10 protein-coding genes are annotated in these 14,452 nt (G+C 61.5%); 1 reads left to right on the top strand and 9 read right to left on the bottom strand.

Features of this window, described 5'->3' with window-relative positions; all coding sequences use genetic code 11:
- From AAA021_RS07965 to AAA021_RS07945, 5 genes are all read right to left on the bottom strand, one after another.
- Positions 1–3,492, bottom strand: a complete 3,492-nt coding sequence (locus tag AAA021_RS07965) for a DNA-directed RNA polymerase subunit beta (protein WP_255413475.1) — start codon at positions 3,490–3,492, stop codon at positions 1–3.
- Between the two features lie 289 nt (positions 3,493–3,781).
- On the bottom strand, positions 3,782–4,690 hold the full coding sequence (locus tag AAA021_RS07960; protein ID WP_349088778.1) for a UTP--glucose-1-phosphate uridylyltransferase: 909 nt from the start codon (positions 4,688–4,690) through the stop codon (positions 3,782–3,784).
- A gap of 313 nt (positions 4,691–5,003) precedes the next feature.
- The gene (rplL, locus tag AAA021_RS07955) at positions 5,004–5,381 is read right to left on the bottom strand and encodes a 50S ribosomal protein L7/L12 (protein ID WP_006235005.1); all 378 of its coding nucleotides are present in this window, start codon (positions 5,379–5,381) and stop codon (positions 5,004–5,006) included.
- 102 nt (positions 5,382–5,483) lie between these two features.
- Positions 5,484–6,005 (bottom strand): 50S ribosomal protein L10, encoded by a 522-nt coding sequence (rplJ, locus tag AAA021_RS07950; RefSeq protein WP_349088777.1) that lies wholly within the window; start codon positions 6,003–6,005, stop codon positions 5,484–5,486.
- Between the two features lie 504 nt (positions 6,006–6,509).
- Positions 6,510–7,646 carry an aminotransferase class I/II-fold pyridoxal phosphate-dependent enzyme gene (locus tag AAA021_RS07945; RefSeq protein ID WP_349088776.1) on the bottom strand — a complete coding sequence of 379 codons (1,137 nt, stop codon included), beginning with the start codon at positions 7,644–7,646 and terminating at the stop codon, positions 6,510–6,512.
- 93 nt (positions 7,647–7,739) lie between these two features.
- Between AAA021_RS07945 and AAA021_RS07940 the strand changes: the two genes are divergently transcribed.
- On the top strand, positions 7,740–8,399 hold the full coding sequence (locus AAA021_RS07940) for a hypothetical protein (protein ID WP_349088775.1): 660 nt from the start codon (positions 7,740–7,742) through the stop codon (positions 8,397–8,399).
- Position 8,400: 1 nt separating this feature from the next.
- Here the strand turns inward: AAA021_RS07940 and AAA021_RS07935 are convergent, their stop codons facing one another.
- From AAA021_RS07935 to feoB, 4 genes are all read right to left on the bottom strand, one after another.
- Positions 8,401–8,964, bottom strand: coding sequence for a uracil-DNA glycosylase family protein (locus AAA021_RS07935; RefSeq protein ID WP_349088774.1), 564 nt, complete (start codon positions 8,962–8,964; stop codon positions 8,401–8,403).
- A gap of 3 nt (positions 8,965–8,967) precedes the next feature.
- Complete coding sequence (locus AAA021_RS07930) at positions 8,968–10,344, bottom strand: alpha-amylase family glycosyl hydrolase (protein WP_349088773.1); 1,377 nt, start codon at positions 10,342–10,344, stop codon at positions 8,968–8,970.
- A 106-nt stretch (positions 10,345–10,450) separates the two neighbouring features.
- On the bottom strand, positions 10,451–11,647 hold the full coding sequence (locus AAA021_RS07925; RefSeq protein WP_148331894.1) for an MFS transporter: 1,197 nt from the start codon (positions 11,645–11,647) through the stop codon (positions 10,451–10,453).
- 123 nt (positions 11,648–11,770) lie between these two features.
- Positions 11,771–14,131, bottom strand: a complete 2,361-nt coding sequence (feoB, locus tag AAA021_RS07920; protein WP_138374761.1) for a ferrous iron transport protein B — start codon at positions 14,129–14,131, stop codon at positions 11,771–11,773.
- Positions 14,132–14,452 lie beyond the last annotated feature (321 nt).

The raw sequence follows: 14,452 nt of genomic DNA, 5'->3' as shown, positions 1-14,452 counted from the left end.
CTACTCCTTATCAGTGGTCGTGGCGGCGACAGCCTCGGGTGCCTCGGCGGTCTCGGCATCCTGGGCCTCGACGTCGGTGTCAACGCCGGCGAGCGCAGCCAGGTCGTCGAGAGCAGAGGTCTCCTCGGCGGTCACAGGGGCGGAGGCGTCCTCGTCGGCATCGTGCATGGGCTCGATGTCCAGTGCGAGGGAACGGATCTCCTTGACGAGAACCTTGAAGGACTCGGGGATACCCGGAACCGGGACGTTCTCGCCCTTGACGATGGACTCGTAGGTCTTGACGCGGCCCACGGTATCGTCGGACTTGACGGTCAGGATCTCCTGCAGGACGTTGGCAGCACCGTATGCGTACAGTGCCCAAACTTCCATCTCGCCGAAGCGCTGGCCGCCGAACTGAGCCTTGCCGCCCAGCGGTTGCTGGGTAACCAGGCTGTAAGGGCCGGTCGAACGGGCGTGGATCTTGTCGTCGACCATGTGGCCGAGCTTGAGGATGTAGGACGTACCCACGGTAATGGGCTCGCGGAACTCCTCGCCGGTGCGGCCGTCGAACAGGCGGGTCTTGCCGCGCTCGTCAAGCTGGGTGACAAACTCGGGGCGCATGTGATCGCCAAAGGCAGCGGTGGCCTTGTTGAGCATGTTCTTGTTGGCGCGACGGATGACCTCGGCGATCTCGTCCTCCTTGGCGCCGTCGAAGACGGGCGTCGAGACGAAGAACGGACCGGGGACATACTTGTCGGAGTCGGCATCCTCGGTATCCCAACCGCAGGCAGCAGCCCAGCCAAGGTGGCACTCGAGCAGCTGACCGACGTTCATACGCGAAGGAACGCCCAGCGGGTTGAGGATAACGTCGATCGGGGTACCATCAGCCATGTAGGGCATGTCCTCGACCGGCAGAACGTTACAGATAACGCCCTTGTTGCCGTGACGACCGGCGATCTTATCGCCCTGCTGGATCTTACGACGCTGGGCGACGTAGACGCGCACCTGCTCGTTGACGCCGGGGGCCAGGTCGTCGCCGTTCTCGCGGCTAAAGCGGACGACGTCGATGACGCGGCCATAAGCGCCGTGAGGCATCTTAAGGGAGGTGTCGCGAACATCGTGAGCCTTGGCACCGAAGATGGCGCGCAGCAGGCGCTCCTCGGCGGTCAGAGCGCTCTCGCCCTTAGGCGTGACCTTGCCGACCAGGATGTCGCCAGGGCCGACCTCGGCGCCGATGCGGATGATGCCGTCCTCGTCGAGGTTGGCAAGCATGTCCTCGGAGAGGTTCGGGATCTCGCGAGTGATCTCCTCGGGGCCGAGCTTGGTGTCGCGGGCGTCGATCTCGTGACGGGTGATATTGATGGTCGTCAGCAGGTCCTCGGCCACCAGGCGCTCGGACACGACGATACCGTCCTCGTAGTTGAAGCCTTCCCACGGCATGTATGCCACGGTGAGGTTCTGGCCCAGTGCGAGCTCGCCATGATCGGTCGAAGGACCGTCGGCCAGAGGCTCGCCCTGCTCAACGGTGTCACCGACGCGCACGAGCGGACGGTGGTTGATGCAGGTGGACTGGTTGGAGCGCTGGTACTTGGCCAGGTGATACTCGTCCATGCCGCCGGCGTGCTTGACGATAATCTTGGAGGCGTCGGCATAGATGACTTCGCCGGCGTTCTTGGCCAGGGTAACCTCGCCAGAGTCCAGGGCGGCGCGACGCTCCATGCCGGTACCGACATAGGGAGCGGCGGGGTGAACCAGCGGCACGGCCTGACGCTGCATGTTGGCGCCCATGAGCGTACGCTTGGCGTCGTCGTGCTCGAGGAACGGAATCAGCGTGGCTGCGACGGAGAGCATCTGACGCGGCGAGACGTCCATGTAGTCGACGTCCTCGACAGGCACGTCGGCGGGAGCGCCGAAGGAGCCGTCGAAGTCGCGGGTACGGGCGATCACGGTATGCGGACGGACGATCTTGCCCTCGGCATCGGTCGTGATGAACTCGTTGGTCTTGGGATCGAGCGGCGTGTTGGCCGGCGCGATGACGTGCTTCTCTTCCTCGTCAGCGGTCATCCAGTCGATCTGGTCGGTGGCAACGCCGTTCTCGACACGACGGAACGGGGCCTCGATGAAGCCATACTCGTTGACGCGGGCGTAGAGGGCGAGCGAGCCGATCAGGCCGATGTTGGGGCCTTCGGGGGTCTCGATCGGGCACATGCGGCTGTAGTGCGAGTTGTGAACGTCGCGGACGGCCGTCGGCACGTTGGTGCGGCGGCTGGAGCCCGACTTGTGGCCGGCAAGGCCGCCAGGGCCGAGTGCGGACAGACGGCGCTTGTGAGTCAGACCGGTCAGGGGGTTCGCCTGGTCCATGAACTGCGAGAGCTGCGAGGAACCGAAGAACTCCTTGATAGAGGCCACGATCGGACGGATGTTGATGAGCGACTGCGGGGTGATCTCGTCGATGTCCTGGGAGCTCATGCGCTCACGGACGACGCGCTCCATACGGCTCATGCCGATACGGAACTGGTTGGCGACGAGCTCGCCGACGGTGCGAATGCGGCGGTTGCCAAAGTGGTCGATGTCGTCGACCTTGAAGCCCTGCTCGCCGGCAGCGAGGGACAGCAGGTAGCGAAGCGTAGCGACGATGTCCTCGTCGGTGAGCACCGTGACCTCTTCCTCGGTGGTGAGGTTGAGCTTCTTGTTGACCTTGTAACGACCGACGCGGGCCAGATCGTAGCGCTGCGGGTTGAAGAGCAGGCCCTCGAGCAGGCTGCGGGAAGCATCCACGGTGGGAGGCTCGCCCGGGCGCAGACGACGGTAAATCTCGATGAGGGCGTCCTCGCGAGTGAGGGCGGTATCGCGCTCGAGGGTGCGCTTGATCACATCGGAGTTGCCGAGCAGCTCGATGATATCGTCGTTGGTGACGGCGATGCCAAGGGCGCGCAGGAACATCGTGGCGCTCTGCTTGCGCTTACGGTCGATGGAGACCATGAGCTGGTCGCGCTTGTCGACCTCAAACTCGAGCCAGGCACCGCGGGACGGGATGATCTGAGCCTTGTAGATCTGCTTGCCCGAATCCATCTCGGAGCTGTAGTACACGCCCGGGGAGCGGACGAGCTGCGAGACGACGATACGCTCGGTACCGTTGATGATGAAGGTGCCCTGATCGGTCATCATGGGGAAGTCGCCCATAAAGACGAGCTGCTCCTTGATCTCGCCGGTCTCCTTGTTGGTGAGACGGACGTCAGTCAGAAGCGGGGCCTGATAGGTCATGTCCTTCTCGCGGCACTCCTCGACGGTGTGCGCGGGGTCGCCGAACTGATGCTCGCCGAAGGTAACCTCGAGAACATGGTTCTGACTCTGGATGGGGCTGGATTCCTTGAACGCCTCACGAAGGCCCTCGTCCTTAAAACGCTCAAAGGATTCCCTCTGAACAGAGATAAGGTTGGGGAGCTCCATGGCCTCCGGGATTTTCCCGAAGCTGACGCGCTTGCGCTCAGTGGCAGTGTATGCGTAGGTCACCAGGTTTTTCCTCCTTCACGGAAATGCTCGGTGGATTGGCGAGGCATAGCTTCGCCAGTTATCGCAACCTAATAGTTTATCAGGTACCGACCGTTGAGCAAGAAAAGCCTTGACGCGATTGAGTTTTTGGAGTAGCAAAGTTTTTCGACAGAAAATGCGCAGGTAAATGTATGTGTATCGAACACCTGTTCATATATTTTCTGTGAACAGAAGGCTGGCAATCGCAGCTCTTATAAAAAAACGGGCGCGAACCGAAGTCCGCACCCGTAAATGTCGATGCCCGAAAGGCTTATTTGCGCATCAAACCGCCGCGCTCGTCGATGGCATCCCAGAAGGCGCCGGCAAAGCGAGGATCGCTTGCAGCCATGAGGGCGTTGGTAGCCATCCAGCCAGACGGGGTACCGGTATCGTAGCCCGACAGCGGGTCGATGACGACGGCATACATGGCCTCGCGGTCGAGCGAGCGGGCCATGGCGTCGGTCAGCTGGATCTCGCCGCCCTTACCGGCCTGCTGATCGGCCAGCAGATCCATGACCAACGGGCTCAGCAGGTAGCGACCGACGATGTACAGGTTGGACGGAGCCGCCTCGGGAGCGGGCTTCTCGACCAGGCCGCCGATACGCCAAACGGCACCGGGCTCGTCGTCGGCGGCATTCTCGAAGCCCTCGAGAGCGCCCACGCGATCGCCGGCGATAACGCCATAGCGGCTGACCTCCTCGGGAGCGCACGCGGCAACGGCGATAACAGAAGCGCCACCGTGTTCCTTGGAGACGGCAAGCATCTTGTCGCAGATGTCACGGTTGGGCACAACGTAATCGCCCAGAAGAACCAGGAAGTTCTCCCCTGCCACAGCGTCGGCGGCAGAGCGAATGGCGTGGCCAAGGCCCTTGGGCTCGTACTGATAACGGAAGTCGACCGGCATACCACCAGCATGGGCGACGGCGTCGGCGTAGGCGTCCTTGCCACGCTCGCGAAGCAGGTTCTCGAGCGAGCGATCGGGCTGGAAGTAGCTCAGCAACTCGGGCTTGCCAGGAGAGGTGACGATAATAGCATCGTCGACCTCATCGGGGTCGAGCGCCTCCTCAACGACGTACTGGATGACCGGTTTGTCGAGCACCGGCAGCATCTCTTTAGGCGTGCACTTGGTGCCAGGCAGAAAACGCGTGCCAAGACCGGCGGCGGGGATGATTGCCTTCATGTTATTCAAGGATCCTTTCGCAGGCGCAGGATGCGCCCTGTGCGTGCGGCACGGCGGCCGCAGACCAAATTGCGATACCGGTTTATCTTACCGCCGTTAATTAACGTTAATGTAGGCAAGCGCCATTCTTCAGCAGGTCAACGCAAATTATTGCTCGAATGGTGCAATTTTATCGCCCAACGGTAGCAACGCCAAAGCACCGCAAGCGGCAGCAATTTGTATGCCGAGCCAACAAAATAGAGGGATCAAAACGAAAAAGACGGGGTTCGCAATGCGAACCCCGTCTGCAAAGAAATCTGGCGAGAAAGCCTGATTACTTGAGGGTGACAGCAGCGCCAGCAGCCTCGAGCTTCTCCTTGGCAGCCTCGGCGTCCTCCTTCTTGGCACCCTCGAGAACAGCCTTGGGAGCGCCCTCGACGACCTCCTTGGCCTCCTTCAGGCCAAGGTTGGTGAGCTCACGGACGGCCTTGATGACCTGGATCTTGTTGTCGCCGAAGCCCTCGAGCACGACGTCAAACTCGGTCTTCTCCTCGGCCTCAGCAGCGCCAGCAGCGGGAGCGGCGACAACGGCGGCAGGAGCAGCGGCGGAAACGCCGAAGGTGTCCTCGATAGCCTTAACGAGCTCGGAAGCCTCGAGAAGGGTCATTTCCTTAAGAGCATCGATGATCTCATCGGTGGTAAGCTTAGCCATTTCTAAGTCCTTTCGGTTTCCGTGTCTGTGCACGGAGATCAGTTAAAACACGGCGCGAATGCGCCAGGGGTGCGGCGTTGCCGCCGCGGGTGAAAACAGCGACTAGGCTGCCTTCTGCTCGGAGACCTGCTGGATCGAACGAGCGAGACCAGAGGAAACGCCGTTGACGCAGACAGCGATGTCGCGAGCGAAACCGGAGATGAGACCGGCGATCTGGCCGAGAAGCTGGTCCTTGGTGGGCAGCTCGGCGATAGCCTTAACATCATCAGCGGAAACGACCTTGCCGTCGGAGATACCGCCCTTGATCTCAAGGACGCCCTTGGACTTAGCGGAGAAGTCTTTAAGGGTCTTAGCGGCCTCGACCGGCTCGGTCTCGTAGAACACATAAGCGACGGGGCCGGCGAGGATCTCGTCGAGCTCGGGCTGCTCCTGGTTCTTGAGAGCGATCTTGACCAGGTTGTTCTTGTAGACCTTCATCTCGGCGCCGCACTCGCGAAGCTGATGACGCAGCTCCTGAGCCTGCTTAACCGTCAGACCGTTGTAGTTGACGACGAACAGACCGGCGTTCTCGGCGATACGGGACTCGATCTCTGCAACCTTGTCGATTTTGTACTGCTGGGGCATGAATTACACCTCCTCGAATTCTTTCCGGGCACGGTCCGCCACAAGGACGTGACGGGGGCATGTCCAAAAAGAAAGCCCCCGCGCTGCATGAGCGACGGGGGCGAGAAGACATATCTACTCGACCACCTCGGCTGGCGGGATATCCCATTAAGCTCGCGGGCGATGCCCGTTTGCACCGGCTGTCTCTGGCAGCGGATTCGTGCGTGAACCGAAAGTATTATGGCGGGGACCCCGGCGTCGGTCAACGGGCGCGAGGATTCGTACACAAACCCTGCATACGCTCCGGCCGGGAGGGGCAGGGCGAGTTTTCCGCTCGGTCAAGTCCTGGGCTCGCACGAAGGCCACATTAAGTGGCCTTCGGCTCGTGCGGAATCTACGGAAAACTCGCCCTGCCCCTCCCGGCCGGAGCTACGTTGCCTTTGCTGCGAATCCTCGCGCCCGTTGAGCGACGCGCCCCACTCATAATGCTTGGGTCGGTGGGCTGATGTATTGCGTCCCGTTGGGCTATAAGGTTGAAATGAAGGTGGACAGGCGATTTAGGCCTTCGTCCAGATCTTTGTCGGAGACGCAGTAGCTTAGGCGGATGTGGCCTTCGGTGCCGAAGCAGTCACCCGGAACTAGGGCTACGTTGGCTTCTTTGATGGCTTTGATGCAGAAGTCTTCGCTTGTTAGGCCGAATTGTTTGATGCTCGGGAAAGCGTAGAAGGCTCCTGCCGGTTCCACTACGTCGAGGCCCATGGCGTCTAAGGCTGCGAGCACGCGTTCGCGACGGGCTCGGTAGACTTTGAGCATGGGGGTTGGGTCGACGGTCAGGGCTCGCGCTGCGGCGTCCATCTCAAAGGAGACGGCACTCGATACTAAGTATTGGTGGGCCTTTGCGATCTCGGCGATGACGGGGGCTGCGGCTGCGAGCCAGCCCAAGCGCCAGCCGGTCATGGCCCAGGGCTTGGAGAAGCTCTCGATAACGACCGTCTGCTCGCGCAGCTCCGGGTGGCGCTGGGCAAATCGCTCGTAGCCATCCACATAGACCAGGCGGTTATATACGTCGTCGCAGACCACGTAGATGCCCGCCTGCTCCGCTACGCGCGCCACGGCGTCGAGCGATGCCGCGTTGAGGATGCAGCCCGTAGGATTGTTGGGCGTGCAGATGACGATGGCCTTGGTCGCCGGCGTTACGCAGGCACGAAGTGCGCCCTCGTCAATCTGGAATTGCGCAGGCTCCGTATCCAAAAAGACCGCTTTGGCGTGGTTGGCCACGACGATGTTCTCGTATAGGCCAAAGGCCGGCGTGGGGATGATGACCTCGTCGCCGGGGTTGAGCATAGCCATGAATGCTGCCGACAGGGCCTCGGTCGCGCCGTCGGTCAGGATGACCTCGTCGGCCGAAAACGCCAGGCCCGCGTTCCCCATGTAGGCAGACAGCGCCTCGCGCAGGGCGGGGCGACCGTTGTTGGGCGGATAGTGCGTGTCGCCGCGGTCCAACGAAGCGGTCACCTCGGCGCTAATCATATCGGGCGTGGAAAAATCGGGCTCGCCGAGCGCGAGCGCAATGCATCCTGGGTACTGGGCAGCGAGCGCGTTAATCCGACGGATGCCGGAGGGCTTGAGCGTGGCAAGCGAGGTGTTCATGGGCAGACGCATGGCGTTCCTTTCGTAAGGGTTGCACTAGGATAGCGCGGCGATGTACCGCCAGACGGTGTAACCTAAACGGAAACCAACCGGAAAGGAGGCGGCATGGAGACGACCACACGCGGCGATGTACCAAAAACGTTGCGAACCATTGCGTATATCAGCATTCCCGATAGCGCCGATCTTGAGTTTTTGCTCTGGGATCTGCAGGATGCCATCGCCGCCTATACTCAGCTTTCTGGCACCACGCTCCCCCGCCCGATCGATTTAGAAGCGGATGATGCCGGTGCAGTCGATGGCATCGTGCTGGCCATTGAAGATGTGGCTGACGATGAGACGTTGACAGCTATCGAGCAGGCGCTTGAGCGCTTTGGCGGTACGGGAACGCGCGTCTATGCCGCGATTCGAGCCGCACAAGAGGGCGCTAAGCAGGCGCGCGGGACCGCCGTTCGTCTGCACGAGGCATGTGAGCGCCATGACCAATTGTGGTGTGGCGGCGTTGTCGTCTGTGCCGGCAGCGGTATTGCGGCGCTTCGCCATTCCCCACGCATGGGCCTCTTGCGCCGACCATTTTCGGAAGCGATGGATAAGCTTGTGGGCGCTGTGCGCATGGGATGCTCCATTGAGCATGCGCAGCGACTTGGCGGCGGCAATGCCGTCAACGTCAACGTCGACGGCATGGTTTGCGCCGAGCCAGCCGTGCCCGCGCCGATCTGGCGAGGCGTTCTGAAACGCCTCGGCGCCCGCGCCCAATCAGATATCTAAATTAGAGAGCGGCCCAGTCAACGGCTTCGTGCCAACGCTCAACAAGACGCTCCAGACGCCAGGCGGCATTGGCGGGACTCGTCGAGGGCAGGACGATGGCGGGCAGCCCGGTGCGTTCTTGTAGATAGCGCTTGTAGAGCCGGCCAGCTGTACCTCCGTTGCATATCACCTGCTCAATGGGAGCTGCGCCGGTAATGCGCTCGATATGTGCCGGCACAACGTTGCGAATGCTCGCGTCACTCGAGCCCTTAATGTCACAGCTCTCGATCACGTCCCACAGGGCCACGCCGCCGTTCAGCAGCATGGAGCGCTTGGCGACAATCGAGGCGTCGAGCGTCGCAGGCTCACCGCTTGCCAAAGGGTCGCCCTCGTTGGGCGGCACGGGCACACCGAGGCATGCGGCCATCACGCGCCAAAAGCGATTCTGAGGGTTACCGTAATAAAAGGCATTGGCACGCGAAAGCACCGAGGGAAACGACCCGAGCACCAAAACGCGCGAGCGCTCGTCAAACACGGGTTCAAACCCATGCTCAATATGTTGATAGCCCTCGTCCGGCGCGGCCACGAGCTAGGCCCTCAGCAGATAGCGCACCTCGTAGGGTGCAAGCTCAAGGGTACCCGTCGGCTCGACCGTGGGAGCATCGTCGGCAAGTAGGTCGACGAAGGAGCCGTTGAGTTCGCCGGCTCCAAAGGTATAGGGCTCGTTCACGGCATTGACCGCCACAAGCACCGTCGCGTCGTCGCAGGCGCGCTCGAACAGCAGCTGCTTGTTCTGGATCACCACGTTGCGATAGGCACCGTAGTTGAGAGCACGGGCCGCCGCGTCGTCGGCCGAGCGCAGGTGCGTGAGCTGCTTGATGAAGGCCGTCAGCTCGTTGGGCGCAGGCTCATCGAGCGCAGGTCGCAGCGCCCAGTCGCCATCGGGGCCGCCCTTTTCGCCAGCAATTCCCCACTCGCTACCGTAATAGACGCACGGAATGCCTGGCATGCCAAACAGCATGCCATAGGCGGGGCGTAGGCAAGACTTGTCGGTAAGGATGCTCGCCAGGCGCGGCACATCGTGGTTGTCGACAAACGACAGCAGGTGTTTGCCGCGGTAGATGCACCACGGATCGCCGCCAAACTGGCGATGCAACGAATGGGCAATCTCGAACATGTTGACCGAATTAAAGCTGGAGTAAAGGCCCTTGTAACACTCGTAGTTGGTGCAGGAGTCGAGCATCTCGTCGTTGACGATCTGGTTGTAGTCGCCGTGGAGCGTCTCACCAATCAGCACAAAGTCGGACTTGAGCTCACGGGTAAAAGTATGCAGGCGGCGCATAAAATCGCGATCGAGCATATAGGCAACGTCCAGGCGCAGACCGTCGACGCCAAAGACTTCGGCCCAGCGGCGCACGGACTCAAGCAGGTAATCGACCACAGCGGGATTTTGCAGGTTGAGCTTCACAAGCTCAAAATGGCCTTCCCAACCCTCGTACCAAAAGCCGTCACCATAGCAGGAGTCGCCATCAAAGCTAATGTGGAACCAGTCCTTGTAGGGCGAGTCCCACTTGCGCTCCTGCACATCGCGGAAGGCCCAAAAGCCGCGACCGACGTGGTTGAAGACGGCATCGAGCACCACGCGGATGCCATGGGCGTGCAGCGTCTCGCATACGGCGGCAAAATCGGCATCCCCACCCAGGCGGCGGTCGATATGGCGCAGGCTGCGCGTATCATAGCCGTGGCTATCAGACTCGAGCGGCGGGTTGATCAGCACAGCGCCAATACCGAACTCTTGCAGGTAGTCGGCCCATTGGGCGATTTTCATGATGGGCGCATCGGGGTTGGGCGCGGCGTTGGCAGCCTGGGCGAGCTCATCCTCGGCAACGGGTGCAGCGTTTTCGCGCGGAGCCCCGCAAAAGCCCAGCGGATAGATCTGATAGAACGTCGTCTCGTATGCCCACATAGCAACCTCCCGGTAAGCTCAACACAACGACATCCATTGTATGCCCAGCAGAGTAGTTAATTTGGGACGGGGCTCTTTTAGCCACCCCGACCCTCCTGGGTTGTGATTAGGCGACGGGCTTGGCGCGACGGATGGCTGGGAACAGCACGGTGATGGCGAGGATGACGCCCACGACGGTAATCGCCCCGCCCACGAAGCCAATCCAAGCGATACCGGGACCCGAAACCACGGCACCGCCGATTGCGGTGCCCGTGCCGATGCCCAGATTGAACAGGCCCGAGAAGATCGACATGGCGACGGCCGACGAATCCGCCGGCGTGTACTTGATGAGCTCGGCCTGGAACGCCACGTTAAAGGCCGTGGCGCAGCAGCCCCACAGCGCGCAGACGGCAAGCACTGCCACGAGCGACGATGCGACCGGACCCATAAGCAGCAGAGCCACCGGCACGCCGGAGAGCGTGATAGCCAAGAACGGGAAGCGATGCCCGTCGAACAGGCGGCCAAACAGCCAGCTGCCCACCAGACCGGAGAAGCCAAACGCCGTCAGCGTCATGGTGATGGCGCCCGCGTCGACGTGTGCGACCTGCGCCAGGAAAGGCTCAATGTAGCTGTAGCTTGCGTAATAGCCGGTCGCCATAAAAACCGTGACCGCGTAGAGCGCGACCAGGAACGGATTCTTGAGCAGCTCGGGCAGCTGTTTGACGGTAAAGCGCTCACCCGCCGGCATGGCCGGGAACACCGCGGCCTGGTAGACGACCGCGATGGCTGAGAGGGCCCCGACCACGGCAAACGTCATGCGCCAGCCCACGGCCAGCCCGATGGCGCGGCCGATCGGCAGGCCAAAGATCTGCGCGATGGACGAGCCCGTGGCGATCATGCTGATGGCGAGCGCTCCGTGGCGACTGTCGACCAGGCGCGAGGCCATAATCGAGGCGACCGACCAGAACACGGCATGCGCGCAGGCGACCACCAGACGTGCGCAAACCAAAATAGGATAGGTGGGCGCCACGGCGGACAGGAACTGGCCCAGCGAGAACACGGCGAGCACGCCGAGCAGCATCCGCTTGAACTCAAAGCGCGAGGCAAACACCATAAGCGGCAGCGACAGCAGCATGACGCCCCAGGCGTAGACCGAGATCATGATGCCTGCTTGGGCCTCCGTGAGCGAGAACGATGCGGCAATATCAGTCAGAAGACCGATGGGCATGAACTCCGACGTGTTGAATACGAACGCGCAACAGGCGAGCCCAATAAGCGGGAGCCACTGCTTGAGTGAGATGCCATCTTGTCTTGCCTGAGTCATGTAGGAAACCTCTCCGATTGTCTTGGGCGGTGGGCGATTATATAGCAACGGCCCCGCATCCGTCAGTACAGATGCGGGGCCGCAATCAACTCAATACACAGAGGTTGCGCCGTCAATAAATAACTAAGCCAAACCCAGCAATATGCCCGCCGAATGCACGACAAACGCCACGATCCAGGCGACCGTCACCTGAAACGCGAACACAGCAACGGCATAGCGCGTGCCCAGCTCGCTCTTGACGGCGCCGATGGACGCCACGCAGGGCGGGTACAGCAGCGTAAAGACCAGGAACACGTAAGCGGTAAACGGCGAAAACATGGTTGACAGCACCGCGGGCGACGTTGCGCCCAAAAGCACCGTGAGCGTCGAGATGACGCTCTCCTTGGCGATGAGTCCCGTGACGAGCGCCGTCGAGGCGCGCCAGTCGCCAAAACCGAGCGGGGTCAACACCGGCGCGATGATGCTACCCAGACCGGCAAGCAGACTCTGCGACTGATCGGCGACCACATTAAAGCGGATATCGAACGTCTGAAGGAACCAGATGACCACGGTAGCGGCAAAGATAATGGTAAAGGCCTTGGTAATAAAGTCCTTGGCCTTATCCCATGCCAGCATCACCGTCGTCTTGACGCTCGGCAGGCGGTAGTTGGGAAGCTCCATGATAAACGGCACCGGGTCGCCCTTAAATGCCGTACGGTTGAGCACCAAAGCCGCAATGCAACCAACCGCAATACCAATCAGATAGAGCGAGACCATGGCGGGAACCGTCGCCTGTGGGAAAAACGCCCCGCACAGCAGACCATAGACCGGCAACTTGGCCGAGCAGCTCATGAACGGCGTGAGCATGACCGTCATCTTGCGGTCATGCTCGGATGGGAGCGTACGGGTCGACATGATAGCCGGCACGGTACAGCCAAAACCGACGAGCATAGGCACGAAGCTGCGGCCCGACAGGCCAAAGCGACGCAGCACCTTATCCATGACAAAGGCCACGCGTGCCATGTATCCGGAGTCTTCCAGAATGGAGAGGAACAAGAAGAGCACGACGATAATCGGAAGGAAGGTCAGCACGCTGCCCACGCCCGTAAGCACGCCGTCGACAGCCAGCGAGCGCACCACGTCGTTGGTTCCGAACGCCTTGAGGCCCGCATCGGCCGAGGCGATGATGACAGCGATGCCGTCCTCCATGAGCCCCTGCAACGCCGCGCCGATCACGCCAAACGTCAGCCAAAAGACGAGGCCCATGATCACCAGGAACGCCGGAATGGCCGTGTAGCGGCCCGTCAGGATGCGGTCGATCTTGACGGAGCGCACGTGCTCGCGGCTCTCGTGCGGTTTGACGACGCAGCGCCCACACACGTCGCCGATAAAGCTAAAGCGCATATCGGCCAGCGCGGACAGGCGGTCGGTGCCGGCCTCGCCCTCCATCTGAGTAATGATGTGCTCGATAGCGTCGAGCTCGTTGCGATCCAGGTGAAGCGCCTCGGTCACCAGCTCGTCGCCCTCAACCAGCTTGGTCGCCGCAAAACGCACGGGAATGTGCGCCGTCGCGGCATGGTCCTCGATAAGGTTGGCGATGCCGTGGATGCAGCGATGCAGCGCACCGCCGTCTGGACCATCGGGTGCGCAAAAGTCCAGGCGACCGGGACGCTCGCGGAACCGCGCCACGTGCAAGGCATGATCCACCAGCTCGCCGATACCCTCGTTGCGGGCAGCGCTAATGGGGACAACGGGCACGCCCAGCAGGCTCTCGAGCAGGTTGACGTCCACGGCGCCGCCGTTGGCCGTCACCTCGTCCATCATGTTGAGCGCGATGACCATGGGGCGGTCGAGCTCCATAAGCTGCAGCGTCAGGTACAGGTTGCGCTCGATGTTGGTGGCGTCAATGATGTCGATGATGGCGTCCGGGCGCTCGTCGAGGATGAACTGACGGCTCACGACTTCTTCGCCTGTGTACGGCGACAGGGAGTAAATGCCGGGCAGGTCGGTAACGCTCGCCTCGGGGTGGTTGCGAATGGTGCCGTCCTTGCGGTCGACCGTCACGCCGGGAAAGTTACCGACGTGCTGGTTGGAGCCCGTAAGCTGGTTGAACAGCGTGGTCTTGCCGCAGTTTTGGTTACCGGCAAGGGCAAAATGCAGCGGCGCGCCCTCGGGCACGGCCGTTTTTGCCGCACGGGGTGAATACGTCCCCTCGCCCAGGGCCGGGTGGTCCGTCGTGCCGATTGCGGCGTTAACGCGCGGGCCGGTATCGGTGTCGTGCACATCCACGAGCTCAATGCGTGCGGCATCGTCCTTGCGCAGCGTCAACTCGTAGCCACGTAGGCGGATCTCGAGCGGGTCACCCATGGGGGCGTACTTCATCATGGTGACTTCGGTGCCCGGCGTTAGACCCATGTCCAAAATATGCTGTCGGAGTGCCTGATCGTCCGATGCCACCGATGCGACAACGGCGTCCTTTCCAATCTCGAGTGTATCGAGCTTCACGTCCGTGCTCCTCCCCCGACGCCCACAGGGCGTTGCATTTAGTTTACCTTGGCTAACCGTTTGCCACGGCTAACCAATTGTAACCATGCATGATAGCGCGAACGCACAACGACGTTCAATCGACAGATTGTTGCAAGGACCGTCCCCAAGTGCCGGCACAAAAGGAACGTCCCCAAGTGCCGCATCTGGGCCATGGCAACGCCGATGTTTTGGCGCGAACAGACACTATGACCCAATCCGAGGGCACTAAAAAGATAGGAGCCCCCGCTCGTGACCGCGGGTCGGGGCTGCGACAATGATGTTGAAGTGCCATGGGCGCAG

It is taken from the genome of Collinsella sp. CLA-JM-H32 (assembly GCF_040098165.1).
Classification (GTDB): Bacteria; Actinomycetota; Coriobacteriia; order Coriobacteriales; family Coriobacteriaceae; genus Collinsella.
The sequence above is the reverse complement of the archived record's forward strand: the minus strand, read 5'-3'. Positions and strand labels throughout refer to the sequence as shown.

Coding starts and splice junctions, on each gene's coding strand:
- rplJ (WP_349088777.1), bottom strand. CDS start 6,005: ATGCCCCAGCAGTACAAAATCGACAAGGTTGCAGAGATCGAGTCCCGT.
- AAA021_RS07940 (WP_349088775.1), top strand. CDS start 7,740: ATGGAGACGACCACACGCGGCGATGTACCAAAAACGTTGCGAACCATT.
- AAA021_RS07945 (WP_349088776.1), bottom strand. CDS start 7,646: ATGCGTCTGCCCATGAACACCTCGCTTGCCACGCTCAAGCCCTCCGGC.
- rplL (WP_006235005.1), bottom strand. CDS start 5,381: ATGGCTAAGCTTACCACCGATGAGATCATCGATGCTCTTAAGGAAATG.
- AAA021_RS07960 (WP_349088778.1), bottom strand. CDS start 4,690: ATGAAGGCAATCATCCCCGCCGCCGGTCTTGGCACGCGTTTTCTGCCT.
- AAA021_RS07925 (WP_148331894.1), bottom strand. CDS start 11,647: ATGACTCAGGCAAGACAAGATGGCATCTCACTCAAGCAGTGGCTCCCG.
- AAA021_RS07930 (WP_349088773.1), bottom strand. CDS start 10,344: ATGTGGGCATACGAGACGACGTTCTATCAGATCTATCCGCTGGGCTTT.